Origin of the sequence: Vibrio sp. B1REV9, assembly GCF_905175395.2 — a bacterium.
GTDB classification, from domain to species: Bacteria; Pseudomonadota; Gammaproteobacteria; order Enterobacterales; family Vibrionaceae; genus Vibrio; species Vibrio alfacsensis.
Genome location: NZ_HG992746.1, coordinates 905,764 through 921,156, shown reverse-complemented (window position 1 = coordinate 921,156; position 15,393 = coordinate 905,764). Strand labels below are relative to the sequence as shown.

Sequence of the window (15,393 nt, the reverse complement as noted above, 5' to 3'; positions counted from 1 at the left end):
CCTATTTATCGCGTCCATTGTACTGTCAGCGACTTTTGGGCTAGTTCTTAAGTTTGAGTTTTACACCATCAAACTTAAGCTGGCTCAGTAGATTTTTTGCGTTGGCTTTTCCTACATCGTCAAACTCAACACCGTAACGAGCATAGTGAATAGACTTTTGTAAGTTACAAATACGTCCTTTTAGTGGTGCTAATATTTGGCCATGAGCCGGCAAAAGTAAGTCTAAAGTGATCTGATCACCAACCTGAAGCGGGCGACTCATTGGGGAAATAACAAAACGACAGCCACTGCGGGACAAATCTCGAATTTCGCACTGTGCTCGGTAATCATTTATTTGAAGTCGTGAGTTAAGGTTCACATCGTAACGCACTTCTTTTCGCAGCTGATAAACTTGCATTGTGTTCGGTAAGCTCAATACCAACAAAGGGTATGGCTCAGATAAGCGATATTTCAATTGTGCTCGAAACGGAATAACAGCACCTTCTCCCCGATGTGAAAATGCCTTTACGTTTATCCAAAACCCTTCCTGAAAATAGAACTTTAAGTCTTCATCAGAAATATTCGGCACTTCGACCAATGCTGTCTTGTTAGAATGACAGCCGACAAAGGTGCTTGTTGTAATACACTTAGTACCGACAGGCGTTGTAACATGCATCGTTACTTCACTGCCGTGCTCTATCATCGACATCGCATCTGTACTGTTTAACGTTGTAGCCTGACGTTCCTGTGCATTGTTTTTTGATTGAGGCGTGTTTTCGTTCCGCGCACTCGGTATTGAATTTCTCATTATAATTTTTATGCCTTTTGAGAATGTTGGATGCACATCAATATCTAGCACTAAAGTTCTAAGTATTAGATATGAGAATAATTCTAAGCAGACAAGGGACGTGTTTCAATAAATTCGCGGTTTTTTCAACATTATACTGATAAAAATGGGATATTGCTCAGAGTGACTTATATCTTAAAGTAGAGCAAATAGGTGCATTTATTTGCGAGTGAGACTTAAAAAAGAGTCGCGGTTTTGTGGCCGGTCGGAACCGTGAGCACAGGAAGATAAATGCTTACACTAAAGCGCTAACAACACGTGCTCTGGATTAATTTGATTCTAAAGCGAGGCGCGTGAAGCATTTAGAAAGGGTTCTTGCTCTAATTCTTTGGTTTTCGAATACGAGCCATATAGTAAGTATTGATAAATTCACCATCTCTGAACGATCCATCGACAGCTTCGCCTTCAATTGTAAATCCATGCTTTTTGTATAGGCCTATCGCGGCTTCATTGTCTGCATTTACTTCTATTTGAATACGTCTGATATTTAACCATTTATCAGCTAACTCTGTCACCGTACGAATCAGGGCACTTCCCACACCGAGCCCATGAAATTGATCGTGAACACCAATCCCAAATGACGCCGTGTGTGCGGTTCTTGGGTTCTGTGAATGATGAAAGCCAATATTTCCAACAACCTTGCCATCAATCTCAGCGACATAACGATAAACCCCAGTAGGTGTGCTCGACAATCGTTCAACCCATTTTGCGAGAGGTGGGTTAGGGAGTTGCAGGGTTTCTCTTTGTGCTTTGCTTTGTGAATAAACTTCGACAAGGGCTGCTGCGTCTTCAACCGTGGCTGGTCGGACGATGATCTCCATGCTTCTCTCCTTTGGTTTATTGGAATTTACTTTAATTTAACGAGAGAAAGGACGCTTGAATAGTTTTTTTACTTTTTTTGCATTTAAACTACTTAAAAATTAGTCTCTTACAGGAGTGCTAATGATGATTTCTTTAGTTGATTATCGGTAAAATCGGGCAGAAGAACGGTGGGTTGGCGAAATAATGCACTAAAGACAATTCATGTTCGAGATGAAAATGGTGAACTTTATTTTCGATAAGTGAACGATAAAGAAAAAGTGTGAACTGTGTATCTGCAACGAGTTGATTTTAGTCAAGGTAGACTCTACTTACCCCTTATTGGGTATGTGGCTGACATTTTTTTCGCGCTATCTATGCTTAACTTGATATAGGTGCAGTTGAGGGAATACCTATGAAATTCTCGTCGTCAAAAATCTCACAAAGTCGTCGTCGATTCTTGCGCGATACCGCCCGCACCGCCGCAGGTGTTGGAGCGGCTGCGTGTGTACTGGGACTACAGTCTTTGCAAAGCCAAGCAAGAGAGACCAAAGGCGTTCCAATTCGTCCACCAGGTGCATTGCCAGAGGGGGATTTTGAGTCGGCTTGTATTCGATGCGGCTTATGTGTTCAGGCTTGCCCTTACGATACGCTAAAACTCGCCACGTTACTTTCTCCCGTTGCGACAGGCTCTCCTTATTTTACTGCACGTGATATTCCTTGTGAGATGTGTGAGGATATTCCTTGCGTGGTCGTCTGTCCAAGTGGCGCATTAGATCATGATTTAACAGACATTGATGATGCCAGGATGGGAACGGCGGTTCTGATTGACCACGAAACTTGTTTGAATTGGCAAGGGTTGCGCTGTGATGTTTGCTATCGCGTCTGTCCTTTGATTGATGAAGCCATCACCTTAGAGAACATTCGTAATGACCGCACTGGGTATCACGCAAAGTTGATCCCAACGGTTCATTCTGATGTATGTACCGGCTGTGGTAAGTGTGAACAAGCTTGTGTGCTCGATGTTGCTGCTATCAAAGTCATCCCGACGGATCTAGCAAAAGGTAAGGTGGGCAGCCACTATAACTTTGGATGGCAGGAAATCGACAAGCCGCTAGAAAACGTTCTACCAGAAGAAAATCCAGTGCCTAGTGGTGCACTTGAATCGCTGAAAGGAGGTCGCTAATGGCCAAAAACTTAGCGCAAGATGCGGGCAAAGAAGCGACAGAAAAGTTGGGCTGGTGGCAAGCACATCGTTTTTTGATTTTGCGTCGATTGTGTCAATTGACCATTGTTGCACTGTTCATGGCAGGGCCTACCTGGGGGATTTTACAGGGGAATTTATCTTCCAGCATGTTATTTAATACCATTCCTTTGAGCGATCCTTTGATTGTGTTGCAATCGCTCGCGACAGGACACATTCCAGAATTCAACGCTCTGCTCGGTGTCACTCTGGTTGCGTTGTTTTATGCCATTTTGGCCCCAAGAGCATTTTGTGCTTGGGTGTGTCCGCTCAATATCGTAACGGATGTTGCTGCGTGGTTGCGTAGAAAACTGAACCTTAAAGCGAGTTATAGATGGTCTCCGAATATTCGCTACTGGCTAATTCCCGCGTTAATGCTGGGTAGTGCAATTTCTGGCTCGGTATTGTGGACGTGGCTTGATCCGGTTGCGGCTTTGCATAGAGGGTTAGTGTTTGGCATGGGGGCAGGTTGGGTGCTTATCTTGCTCGTGTTTATACTTGATCTGCTTTTAGTGGAACATGGATGGTGTGGCCATTTGTGTCCTCTTGGTGCAACTTACGGTGTGATTGGTAGTAAGAGTTTACTGCGTATTACGGCGGTACAGCGAGAAAATTGCACCAAGTGCATGGATTGTTTTTATGTTTGTCCCGAACCGGAGATTTTGCGTCAGCCTTTAAAAGAGGGAGACCGACGCGTAATGGATCAAACGTGTATCAGTTGTGGGCGCTGCATTGATGTGTGCCCTGAACATGTCTTCAAATTTGAAAATCGACTCAAGGTGAAAAATATCGACTGATATCATTTGAGCGACGTAGCGCACGTACTCTCATAGAGAGTGATTCTAGCGGAGAGTTATCCTTGCTGATAACTCTCCTTTCAAATAGCTACTCAATTAGGAAGTGATTTACGTAGAAAGCTAAAAGCTATTCGTGCCAATGGCTATTCATGCAAATAGCTATTCATTTAAATAGCTATGGCTTAGTGTTCAAATGCGATGCTTTTAAGCGGGATTTTTCAGCGTTAATAATTCCTGGATTACCTAATCTTACCGTCTGTAATAAATGCAGTATCCAAGTTGGTAACGATGGAGACAAGCGGTAGTGGATCCATAAGCCGTCTCGTGAGTCTTTTAAGAAAGTGGTATCACGCAACAACGCAAGATGACGAGAAACCTTAGGCTGGCTCTCGTTGAGAGCATTCTTTAGATCGGTCACCGTTAGGTCATGCTCGTCACCCAATAGCATCAAAATCTTTAAGCGAAGCGGGTCACTGAGCAGTTTAAAGAAACTACTTGGGTCAACGTTTGTTGTGTTTTCGTCTTCATTCAACAGCAAGAACAAGTTAATGCGATCGATGAGATCTTTTGCCGTCTTTTCAAATGGTTCTATGCCATCCAGAGGTTTAGGATCAAACAAGTTCCAGTGGATTTGATTAACTTCATCGGCAAATATCACGCACTCATCTTTGGCGTTATCACATAAGGTAATAACAAAATCGTAGTGCTTGTCTTGGACGTCGGAGTAATCTTTGGAGTAAAGATCATTACTGTTGATTGAACGTGCGTTGAGAACATCAAATACGCGTAGATCAATGTCACTTGGATTAACACCAGCACTGTCGGCATGAAAGCGTTCATTCGCCAAATGATTGAACAGCGCTTGAGCAAGCTGGGAGCGAGCAGAATTGCCAGTGCATAGGAAGAGGACTTGTTTTTTCATCATGTCTGATATGTAGGATTATGGCAGCACTAAACAAACAGTATAACCTCGCAAAAGAAGATTAAGAAGCCAGTGCCGGGTTGATCTCCTACAATTCGTTATATTCCCTTTAGTATGAACAGGATAAAGCAGAGTTATTCGTTGGGATGGTAATGTGAATTTATCGTATTTAGGTTATTATTGCGCTCTAATACCTTAAGGAAACGTTATGAATACGGCATCTAAAAGTTGGAAGACGCCACAAAACTTCCTCTTACTTATCTCCATTATTGTTCCAATTGCATTCTCTACATGGATGGCATTGCTTAATAACTTTGTTATTGAAAAAGCCAACTTTGATGGGGCAGACATCGGCTTATTACAGAGTGTCCGTGAAATCCCTGGCTTTCTAGCGTTCACGGTGGTATTCGTTCTGCTGTTTATTCGAGAGCAACGTTTTATGTTGGTTTCTCTTGCGATGCTTACTCTAGGCACGGCATTAACCGGTTATTTCCCCACTTTGTTTGGTTTACTTCTGACCACGTTGTTAATGTCGACAGGCTTTCATTATTTTGAAACGCTCAAGCAATCGCTCTCTTTACAGTGGCTTTCTAAAGAAGAAGCACCAGAGATGTTAGGGAAGTTTATTTCTGTTGGCGCGCTCGCATCGTTAATCACTTATGGCGCCATTTGGGTATTGCTAGAGCAGTTTAAGTTAGAATTTAAAACGGTGTACTTACTCGCAGGTGGTATAGGTTTTGTTTTAATTATGGTGATGGCCTTTACGTTCCCGGAGTTTGAAACCAAAGTTCCTCAAAACAAGAAGCTTGTGCTGCGTAAGCGATACTGGTTGTACTATGCATTAACTTTTATGAGTGGTGCGCGCCGTCAAATATTCACAGTATTTGCGGGCTTTCTAATGGTAGAGAAGTTTGGTTATTCTGCTGCCGATATCACCTTGTTGTTTTTAGTGAATTACCTGTTTAACTTCTTATTTGCAAAACGAATTGGTCGTTTTATTGGTGCGGTCGGGGAGCGAAAAGCACTGGTATTTGAGTATGTTGGCTTAATCTTTGTTTTTGTGGGCTATGGCCTTGTGCAAACGGCGGAGTGGGCGGCGGCGCTGTACATCATTGACCACCTGTTCTTTGCGTTGGCTTTAGCCATTAAAACGTACTTCCAGAAAATTGCCGATCCTGCCGATATGGCATCGACTGCTGGTGTGGCATTTACCATTAATCACATTGCAGCGGTGGTCATTCCGGTGACCTTTGGTGTGATTTGGTTAGTGTCGCCGTCGAGTGTGTTTTACATCGGTGCTGGCATGGCTGCGATAAGTTTACTGCTTTCATTGAATATTCCGGCGAAGCCAGATGAGGGCAACGAAACACGTATATTGCGTTGGAGCTAAGTCATTTTATCAATCACATAACTGAATGCTAGATATAAAAAATGGGACGCAGAGGCATCCCATTTTTGTTTTTGATAATGTATTTTTTGACACTTAGCTTGCTGATATCTAGCTCGTTGATATTTATCTAATTGGGGCTTAGAACGGATACCAGAACAGCTGAGAATCCAACACGCGCTTGCTGATCGCCGCGACAACGATCACAGCAATGCCTATCATGCACATCATATCTGCTTTAGTTAGTGGCTTTAAACTGTACCAAGTGCGTGATGAATGACGGCCAAAACCGCGTAACGTCATCGCATTTGAGATTTGATCCGCGCGGTCTAGGCTTGAGAAGATCAAAGGCCCAAGAATTTTCGCGACGTTCTTAATGCGAGTGAACAATGGTGCTTTCTTGCTGAGTTCAACGCCACGCGCTTGTTGAGCATGCATAATGTTAACAAAGTCCTTTTTCACTTCTGGCAAATAGCGCAGTGTCAAACTGACCGCATAAGCGATTTTGTAAGGCACGCCTAAACGGTTTAAGCTTGCTGCAAACTCCGTCGGATGCGTCGTAAAGACGAATACAAGTGCAATCGGGAACATGCTGAAGTATTTCAAGGTGACCGTAACAAGATAAAACAAGGTTTCTTGAGTGAGTGAGTAGTTACCCGGCAACGACAGCAGTACCGTAGTGGAGCCCATGTATTCAGAGCCTTGCTGTGGTGCCAATGCAAACATAAATAAGGCATTCATCATCAAGACGCTAGCTGTACCAATTAATAGCGGCTTGTATACGTGAAATGGCACCTTGGTCATTTTTAATAACCAAAGGCCAGTAACGATCAACACCGCAATGATGCGTAAATCAAAAGTGGTGAGTACAACCGTCACCCAAGCAATGAACATCAAAAACTTAGTAATGCCATTCAGTTGATGCAGTGGCGATTGGGTATCAATGTAGTTGATACCAAACTTCATCTTGTTGTCTTTCATGCCACTACGTTCTCAATGTTCTCATTCTCAACGCTTTTGCTAGGGAGCGTTGTTTTTGCTCGGTTGGCTTTCTCGGCATCAATAAAATGCTGCATAAAGCCGTTTGTGTCTTCGATACCTAATTCAATGGCTAGGTCGTACAAGCTGGTTGTAGTTAGGTTCGCTTGGTCTAATAATGTTGGGTTACTGAATACCTGAGTCATGGGCGCATCGGCAATCAGTTTGCTGTCAGCTATCACAATAGAGCGTTTGGTGTATTCCAACACCAAATGCATATCGTGAGAGATGATCATCACAGTAATACCCAATTCTCGATTCAGTCGTTCGATAAAGCTCAGCATCGAGGTATAGTTACGATAGTCTTGACCGGCTGTTGGTTCATCAAGAATGAGTAGCTCCGGCTCTAAAGCAAGAATCGAGGCAATTGTAACCCGCTTTTTCTGACCATAACTTAATGCTTCAATCGGCCAGTGGCGATATTTGCTCAAACCACACAGCTCTAGTACTTCGAGAACTTTGCGTTGTACTTGTTGCTCATCAACGTCACGATTGCGTAGGCCAAATGCGATCTCATCAAAAATCATGTGATGGGAAATCATATGATTGGGGTTTTGCATGACCACGCCAACCTTTTGGCTGCGTTCGAAAATGGTGAGTTCACTGAGATCTTGCCCGTTCAGCATCATGGTGCCGTTGTCAGGCTCTACAACGCCCATAACCAATTTTGTGATGGTCGATTTCCCAGAACCATTTTTGCCAAGGATAGAAACAAACTCACCGCGTTTTACGTCAAAACTCACATCTTCTAACGCGTTTTTTTCACCGTCGTATGAGTAGGTGAGATTGCGTACTGCAAGCAATATATCTGCTTGAGCATTTGATGGGACAGTTTGTGACGCTTCAAACCAAGCATTAACGGCAGGCTTGTATTGGTTCAATGGTAGTGTCGTCAGTTTAGATGGCTTTGCATCACATGCTATTGAGCAACCGGCTGTTTTTAGGGCCGATAGATAAAGCGGTTCACGAATACCATACTCTGCAAGTAACGGTGACGCTAAAAGTTCATCTGGCGTTGTATCTGCAATGATTTCGCCACTTTCCATCAAGATGACACGGTCTACTGAGCGATGCAGCACATCCTCAAGACGATGCTCGATGATGACGATGGTTTTGCCCGTTTCACGATGCAGGTCATCAATGATCTCGATGGTTTTTTTGCCGGTTTTCGGGTCAAGCGCGGCAAGTGGCTCATCGAACAGCAAAATATCGACGTCATCGACGAGAATACCCGCCAAAGAAACGCGCTGTTTTTGCCCACCAGAAAGATCGTGTGGGGAACGTTTTAGCATCTGGTCTAAGTCGACCATTTTCGCCGTGGCTTTGACCAACGGGTACATGTCGATGTTAGACATCAGCTGGTTTTCCAATGCGAATGCGATGTCTTCACCAATGCTTAACCCAACAAATTGGCTGTCAGTATCTTGAAGTACAGTGCCAACTTGCTCGGTATATTGGTGCATATCAAAAGGCGCAGTATCAAGACCGTTGATGGTCAACGAGCCTGTGACTTCCCCTTTGATTGCATGTGGAATCAGTCCGTTAAGACATTGGCCAAGGGTAGATTTCCCACTACCACTTGGACCGATGATGACGATTTTCTCTCCTTTCTCTATCCTTAGATTGATATTTTTTAGCGTCGGTTTGTCCAGCGACTCATATCTAAAAGAGAAGTTAGAAAATTCGATTGTCATTCGACATTAAGCCTCTGTTAAGTTGCGGCTTTGCTTGTTACGTTTGGCGACAGACTTAAGAATGAAGAAGCCAACAATTGCAATAAGAATGCTGTTACCCACGGCAATGATAGACAGTTGGGTAAATACTTTAGTAAACGGTTCTGCGTACAAAATGGTATCTAGGAAAGCAGAGCAGCCATAACCAAACACATTGCCTAATAGAGCAAGTATTACGAATAGCGCGAAATCTTTCATATTGAAATCACCTTTCTCTAGACGGTTGCGTGTGAGAGAAGGGAAAAGACCAATGATCAAACCGACAATGCCTGAGCCAAGTACCCATGTGAGCCAAACACCCCAACCTGCGAATAAGTCCGTTACCCAGTGGCCGATGAAGCCGACTAAGAAACCCACTAGTGGGCCAAAGAGTACTGAGAACAGTGCCAAGACCGCCATTGCTGGTTTTAGCGTTGTGTTTGCAAACACTGGAATACCAAACATTGGTAGACCACCGATACCATAAAGGGCAGCACCGATTGCAATAACCACCACGGTTTTAGCAGAAAGATTCATAGATAACCTCAGTTCATTGTCGATTTTAAAGAACGTTAACTTGCGTTTTTATTGCGCTGATTGAGTGACATGGTGCTTAAACAATCAAGTCGCTTGTCGTTTGCTCTGTTTTTTCTTAAGGGAATGCGAGAAATGATCTGCGCATTCTATTTACTGGCTTAATTTGTTAGCAAGCATCAAAAATAAGGCGCGCATTATACAGAATATAAATGAAAGTGGGAATGCTATCTGTCTGGATGGCTAAAATGAAATCAGGGGCTGACTGTCAGCCCCTAGTTACACCTTTAAGTGCGGTTTTTTCCATCAAATTAATGGTCTAGGTAAAGGTAGTTTTGCCAACTTTTCATGCGAATGAGGACTTTCCGCATGACTGAAACATGAGAGAAACTGTCTGAGTAGACGGCGACTTCAACGGCGGTCCCCATAGGTAGATGGTATTTGGTTAGGTCATCGGTAATTTTCAATGTCACAAAGACGCGACCACTTGTGCGCAGAGCTTCTGTGCCTAGTAGAGAACCACGAGCTTGGAATTGACTTTCACCAATCGCAGGTAGCACTTCAACCACTTCTCCTTTAAACACGTTACCAGGTAGAGCTCGGAACATAAACTCGGCTTCGAATCCAGGTTCAAGACGTTGTAATGAGTTCTGACGGAAAGCCGCGGTGTAGAGTTTCTCTTCGGTATGAACGAACGTCATTACTGGCGCGAGAGGCAAAGGCACTGCCATAACACCTGGGCGTAATGCCAATTGAGTCACATAACCGTCAGTTGGCGCTGTCACGACGGTTTGCTCAAGGTTGAACTCGGCTTTTCTTAGTTCTGCTAGTAATGATGCAACTTGGGTATTCTCACCACCGACCTCAGAATCTAAGGCGATTTTCGCTTGATCTTGTTTTGACTCAGCCACTTCCAGTGCTGCTTGAGCCGCTTTAAAGGCTTGTCGACGCGTGTCGAGTTGTTGTTCAGTAAACGCGCCTCCGTCAAAACCACGCTTGTAGCGATCGAACTCACGTTGTGCTTTGTCTCTTTCCGCCAGTGCTTTTAGTACCGCAGCATCTGCTTCTTGTAAGCTTGACTCAAGCCCAAGTGCACCTTGACTTGCTTCTTTCACTTTTGCTCGAAGTTTATCCACTTCCGCTTGAAATGGGATAGGATCGATTCGGAATAATATATCCCCTTTAGCTAGGGGCTGGTTTGGTTGAACAGGCACGTCGATAACACGACCTCGCACGCCCGACACGACAGGTGTTGTTGAGAACACTTGGTTACCAATTTGAGTGAACGGATGGTTATAGTTCATTAACAGGATAAGTGTACCAACTAACACGACACCACCAAGAACAGCAGTAGGCACCGTCCATTTATTGAGTGGGATGTTGAAAACTTTAAAAATAGCGATACAAATCGCAGCGTAAGTAAGAACCAGTAGTAAATCCATTATTGATCCTCCTTACCTTGTTCTTGTTGTGTTGTTTTTTGGCTTTTTAGTGTCGAGACTTCTTTTTTTAGCTCATTAACTTCATCAATAAGCTCTTCAAGGCGATGGTGAATATCATGAGTTTCTTGTTCAAGTTGTTTGAAACCCCAACCACGTTCTTTACGCCATAAGGTTGCCCATATCCATAGAAATGGCCATAGTGCGTGTAAAGTGAAAAGGCTGACCCAGCCAGCATAGTGAATTGCGTCTTGGTGAGGATGCTCGCGCTCTTTTGCTATTTCGTAAGGAATGTCGTGGATCACGATAATTCCGTAGAAGATAACCAAAGCAACGAATATAAGTAACCCAAGTGCAAAATAGTCTAGAAACATCTTACTTCCCTGTGTTTGTTGCCAAATCGAAAAACTTACGTAAATTAACTGTTTAAGTATTTAGTAGAACCATAGTCTAATCAAGTTATTTGTATCTTAAGCCATGGTAATTGAGATATACGGCATGGAATACGAGGGAGTAGAGAGTGCTATATTCTGGTGAAATCGCTGCAATTTGTGCAGCGTTTGTTTGGGCTATTGCGACGTGGATATACAGCCAATTTAGTCATCGCTTTTCGGCAATGCAATTGAATATAGTGAAAGGCATTGTAGCTTGCGCCATGATGCTTGTTGTGATGCCTTTTTTACCCCAAGAGTTTCCGTCGAAAATAGCGCCGCTTCACCTCGCGGTGTTAGCGGTTTCTGGTGTGATAGGCATTGCGATTGGTGATTCTGCCTATTTCGCAGCGTTAAAACGTATTGGGCCGAATAAAACGCTTTTACTGGAATCCCTTGCGCCCCCGTTATCTGGCGTTCTCGCTCTCATTTTTTTAGGTTCAGAATTAACACTACAAAGCTGGCTTGGTGTCATCGTCACGACAGCAGCGGTGACTTTTGTTGTGTTTCAACCCTCTTCCTCGGGTGAGGCTACTTGTTGGAGTGGTATTGGATTCGGCCTTTTAGCCAGCGTATGTCAAGCGTCTGGTGTGGTCATTTCCCACTATGCATTAGTGGCCGGTGATTTACCGCCTTTGCTCGGCGCATTAATTCGGTTGAGTATTGGTGTATTGGCTGTCGCTCTGGTGATTAAATTTGTCGAACCCGAGCCATTTAATGGAATAAAACGACATGTTTCAGAGATGGGGGAAAAGGCGTTAAGGTGGCTATTGATGGCGATTTTTGTTGGAACATTTCTTGCGCTGTGGTTACAACAAGTCGCGCTTAAATACGCTAACCCTGCGATTGCACAAACGTTGATCGCCACCAGTCCGCTTTTTATTTTGGTCATTTACATGCTCAAAGGTGAAAAGGTAGGGGGGAAGAGTATCGTTGGTACTTTAGTTGCTTTAGGCGGGATTTCGTTATTTTTCCTTTGAGGTGTTCGCTCACAGGATAAATGCCCCATAGACCATAGACCATAGACCATAGACCATAGACCATAGACCATAGACCTTGGGGCATTTTTAATCAGATGCTATTTATAGTTCACTGCATACTTGGTTACGGCCATTTGCTTTGGCTCGATATAAGGCCTTGTCAGCACGATAAAAAGTACGCTGAGTATTCTCTCCGTCGCGATGTAATGTAACACCAACAGAAACCGTCAATCCGCGCTCTCCGAGAATATCATGCCACGAAAATTGATGGATTTGTTTTCGATAGTTTTCCGCATGGACTTGTGCTTGAGCAAGCTCTGTGTTTTCGAGGATCACCAAAAACTCTTCCCCTCCAAAACGAATGCACGATGCGCCATGAAACTTGAAGTACTTCGAAAGTTCTTGCGATACCGTTTGTATCGCTTTATCTCCGACTAAATGGCTGAGTTCATCATTAATGGACTTAAAATGGTCGATATCAATGACCAACAGGGCAAAAGGTTTATCATTCAGTAGTAGTTCTTTGAGTTTTACCTCTAGCCATCGACGGTTGTGGAGTGAGGTAAGCGGATCAGTCAACACATCTTGTTGTAATTGTGCTACTGCGTTTTTATGCAGTTTTGTTGTTTCTTTGAGCTCTTTGTTTTCAATTTCGGAAATAATGAGTTTTAGCTGAAGTTCAAAGCGCGAAAGGCGGCGTAATTGAGCAGAACCTAGATCACTGATAGGGATATGTTTGATAAGATCTGACTCAATTTGAAATGCCCTTTTTTCATAATCGAGTGCAAGTTGAAACTTGTTCTGTGATGCCGCTATTTGGCTCATTGCATTGTAAAAGCGTATTGCGATCAACGGTGATGTTGCTGGGTTGATTCGTTTACCAATTGAGTCAAGTAGCAAGTTTGCTAGCGGATGGTGCCCAAATTCGTGTAAGCAATAGGCCGTTTCAATTTTTACCATCACAGATAACCATTGTGCATGCGCTTTGCCTGTGGCATATTGAATCCGAGAAAGCGCGACGATAGCCTGCTGGTGTTCTTTTTGTAGACGATGTAACTTTGATCGATAGAGGTGGATCTGACTTGTGAGATTTTTATCACTCACCAAGATACTCAGCTCTTCACATTCATTGAGTTGTTCGGTGGCGGCGCCAATACGTTGTAGGCTAATGTAACAAGACAGCATGTAGAGCTTATAGCGTAATCTGAGAGAGCGACTAGTGATCGCATGATCGATACTATCAATCTTCTGATAAAAGCGAAGCGCGCGGTTGTGATCGCCGTATGCATCACACAAGTTACCCATTCCGATGATGGCTATCACGTAATGATCGATTCGCCCATATTCCACCGCGATGTTGGCCGTTAAGACATATTCATTCAGCGCTTCACCATAAGCCCCTTTTTCTAATAAGCGCTCACTCAAACTGGCTTTCACTAACAATATGTCATCGATGTCTTGTGGTAACGATAGTAATTTAAGCGCAGCTCTGAGCTCTTCAATGCTTTCTGTGTGTTGAAGTAGCTTGGAGCGGTATTCTGCGCTAATGATATGGCAATGGGCTTTGTCAACGTTCGTTGAGGCAATGTATTGACGTATGTGCTCCCAGAGAGCGAGTGCTTCTTCGCCAGTAACCGCAGAGGGGTCCATACCTGCATTTGTTACTTTATTAAGCAATTGTTCCATGCTGCGCTGCCTTTGTATAATTTTCTTCCAATTGCTCAAGAGTGAACGGAAATGTGAGAACGTCTTCTAAATAAAGTGATGGTAATGTGTCATCTAGCCCGCGACGCTTCCAAGGGTAAAGTTCAATTATTGAACAAATGGTTTTATAGAGTACTTCTGCTGCTTGTCCTTTTTCGGCAATCAATATAGCAAGATAGTCACGGCTAAGTCGGGAGAGAAGATCATTAGATGTCGTGAGTGAGTGCAATAGTTCTGTGCATATATCAAGAATCGCGGCGTTGTCGTGCTGAATGATGATTACCGCATGATTTGATGTTTTTAGCTCTGTTTTGAACAACACGAGTTGTTCCCACCAGTAGGTTTCAGATACGACTTTAGAAAGCTGCTTCTCTGGCCGGTACTCATGCTGAGCTCGAATACGATTAATGAGTTTTCGAGATCGTAAGTCTAAGTTTTGCTTTGAGCTTTGAGCTTTGTCTAAGTGCTCTCTCTGGGTTTGCTCCTTTAAGATTTTAAGGGCGTACTTGCGATATTTTTGGAAAGCGTGCAATGCTGCTTGGTAATCTCCTTGCTCTTCTGAGACTCGAGATTGTTGAAAGCAAATTTGGCTTAGTAGTTCGCCGTTATCGAAGCTTTTTGCAGACTTCTCTGCGGCGAGAAGTAATGTTGTGGCTTCTTGGGTATTTTTGCGTAGTAATTCCAATCTTGCTCGACTGATGAATGAGTGCGCTTTCATCCATGTTAGGTCGTGTTCAACAGCAATGTTATAGGCTTTTTGAGCCGCGTTTTCAGCTGCGTCAAGTCGTCCTAAACCGAGGAAAGCCAAACCTCTAAAATCCCAAACTTCCGCACGCCACGTATTGTCATCGTGGGATTCCAGTATTTCCGTTACACCATCTAATACGGTTAACATCTCTGCATAATTTTGTAGCAGATAGAAATCCCACGCGAGCAATATTCTTGCTTTTCCCTCTAAATAGCTAATGCGCGCATTGTTTGCGACTTTGACGGCTAACTCATGGGTAGATGCTGCGAGCTTATATTCATTGGTGATACGCCAAACATTTCCTATGCCAACGAGTGCTTCAATTTGCATTTCGATGTTGTCGACGAGAGCAGACTGTTCTAACGCATTAATCCAGTACTGTTGAGCGGAGTAATACTTAGCCTGCCCCCAATATTGCAGAGCAAACAAGTGTAGGATATCAGGGAGGTGTTCATCGGTATCAAGTTGAGCTTGCTTGCTATACGCGTCTTTTACAAACTTTAGCCCTTGTCGATAGTCCATTTTGCACCAGCAGCTATGGGCCATAACGAGAAGCGCTTTAATTTCACCGTCAACAAATAGTATTTGTTCGGCGCGTATTAAGCACTGTTCCGCGATACGAAAAGTACGCTCTGGGTTAACTTTAATTAAGCCTTTAATGGCATCGAGTTCAGATTCAAGCTGAAATTGTTTTTTTTCCAACGTTTCCATCCATGACTAACGAACTGGAATTTACATGTAAAATAAGTGGTTAGATGTATTAATCTTCTAGGGGGGATGATATTACACCTAAACCAATATGTTTACCGTAAACATATTGGTTACTGTCAACAT

At 43.5% G+C, this 15,393-nt stretch carries 14 protein-coding genes; 4 read left to right on the top strand and 10 right to left on the bottom strand.

Annotated elements, in window-relative coordinates; genetic code table 11:
- Positions 1-40: 40 nt before the first annotated feature.
- Positions 41-787: a flagellar brake protein gene (locus KHN78_RS18175; protein ID WP_211917878.1), complete on the bottom strand. Its 747-nt coding sequence runs from the start codon at positions 785-787 to the stop codon at positions 41-43.
- Positions 788-1,146: 359 nt separating this feature from the next.
- Positions 1,147-1,647, bottom strand: a complete 501-nt coding sequence (locus tag KHN78_RS18170; protein WP_211917876.1) for a GNAT family N-acetyltransferase — start codon at positions 1,645-1,647, stop codon at positions 1,147-1,149.
- Between the two features lie 392 nt (positions 1,648-2,039).
- Between KHN78_RS18170 and napG the strand changes: the two genes are divergently transcribed.
- The gene (gene napG / locus KHN78_RS18165; RefSeq protein ID WP_211917874.1) at positions 2,040-2,810 is read left to right on the top strand and encodes a ferredoxin-type protein NapG; all 771 of its coding nucleotides are present in this window, start codon (positions 2,040-2,042) and stop codon (positions 2,808-2,810) included.
- Positions 2,810-3,664 carry a quinol dehydrogenase ferredoxin subunit NapH gene (gene napH, locus KHN78_RS18160; RefSeq protein WP_211917872.1) on the top strand — a complete coding sequence of 285 codons (855 nt, stop codon included), beginning with the start codon at positions 2,810-2,812 and terminating at the stop codon, positions 3,662-3,664. The genes napG and napH overlap by 1 nt, the downstream gene beginning before the upstream one ends.
- 175 nt (positions 3,665-3,839) lie before the next feature.
- Here napH and KHN78_RS18155 read toward each other — a convergent pair whose 3' ends face one another.
- Entirely contained in the window at positions 3,840-4,589 is a 750-nt protein-coding gene (locus KHN78_RS18155) for a metalloregulator ArsR/SmtB family transcription factor (RefSeq protein WP_211917870.1), read from the bottom strand.
- A 205-nt stretch (positions 4,590-4,794) separates the two neighbouring features.
- On the opposite strand from KHN78_RS18155, the gene KHN78_RS18150 reads away from it, so the two are divergent.
- On the top strand, positions 4,795-5,976 hold the full coding sequence (locus KHN78_RS18150) for an MFS transporter (RefSeq protein ID WP_128812657.1): 1,182 nt from the start codon (positions 4,795-4,797) through the stop codon (positions 5,974-5,976).
- Positions 5,977-6,114: 138 nt separating this feature from the next.
- Here the strand turns inward: KHN78_RS18150 and KHN78_RS18145 are convergent, their stop codons facing one another.
- The 5 genes from KHN78_RS18145 to KHN78_RS18125 form a co-directional block, all read right to left on the bottom strand.
- Positions 6,115-6,954 carry an energy-coupling factor transporter transmembrane component T family protein gene (locus tag KHN78_RS18145; protein ID WP_211917868.1) on the bottom strand — a complete coding sequence of 280 codons (840 nt, stop codon included), beginning with the start codon at positions 6,952-6,954 and terminating at the stop codon, positions 6,115-6,117.
- Positions 6,951-8,705 carry an ABC transporter ATP-binding protein gene (locus KHN78_RS18140; RefSeq protein WP_211917866.1) on the bottom strand — a complete coding sequence of 585 codons (1,755 nt, stop codon included), beginning with the start codon at positions 8,703-8,705 and terminating at the stop codon, positions 6,951-6,953. Before KHN78_RS18140 ends, KHN78_RS18145 begins: the two co-directional genes overlap by 4 nt.
- Before the next feature lie 6 nt (positions 8,706-8,711).
- Positions 8,712-9,260, bottom strand: a complete 549-nt coding sequence (locus KHN78_RS18135; protein ID WP_128812659.1) for an ECF-type riboflavin transporter substrate-binding protein — start codon at positions 9,258-9,260, stop codon at positions 8,712-8,714.
- A gap of 308 nt (positions 9,261-9,568) precedes the next feature.
- On the bottom strand, positions 9,569-10,699 hold the full coding sequence (locus tag KHN78_RS18130; RefSeq protein WP_211917864.1) for an HlyD family secretion protein: 1,131 nt from the start codon (positions 10,697-10,699) through the stop codon (positions 9,569-9,571).
- Positions 10,699-11,070: a DUF3302 domain-containing protein gene (locus KHN78_RS18125; protein WP_211917862.1), complete on the bottom strand. Its 372-nt coding sequence runs from the start codon at positions 11,068-11,070 to the stop codon at positions 10,699-10,701. The genes KHN78_RS18130 and KHN78_RS18125 overlap by 1 nt, the downstream gene beginning before the upstream one ends.
- A 146-nt stretch (positions 11,071-11,216) precedes the next feature.
- Between KHN78_RS18125 and KHN78_RS18120 the strand changes: the two genes are divergently transcribed.
- Positions 11,217-12,107 (top strand): DMT family transporter, encoded by an 891-nt coding sequence (locus KHN78_RS18120; RefSeq protein WP_211917859.1) that lies wholly within the window; start codon positions 11,217-11,219, stop codon positions 12,105-12,107.
- Positions 12,108-12,209: 102 nt separating this feature from the next.
- Here the strand turns inward: KHN78_RS18120 and KHN78_RS18115 are convergent, their stop codons facing one another.
- Positions 12,210-13,793 (bottom strand): sensor domain-containing diguanylate cyclase, encoded by a 1,584-nt coding sequence (locus KHN78_RS18115; protein ID WP_211917857.1) that lies wholly within the window; start codon positions 13,791-13,793, stop codon positions 12,210-12,212.
- Positions 13,777-15,261: a hypothetical protein gene (locus KHN78_RS18110; RefSeq protein WP_211917855.1), complete on the bottom strand. Its 1,485-nt coding sequence runs from the start codon at positions 15,259-15,261 to the stop codon at positions 13,777-13,779. The genes KHN78_RS18115 and KHN78_RS18110 overlap by 17 nt, the downstream gene beginning before the upstream one ends.
- Positions 15,262-15,393: the final 132 nt, after the last annotated feature.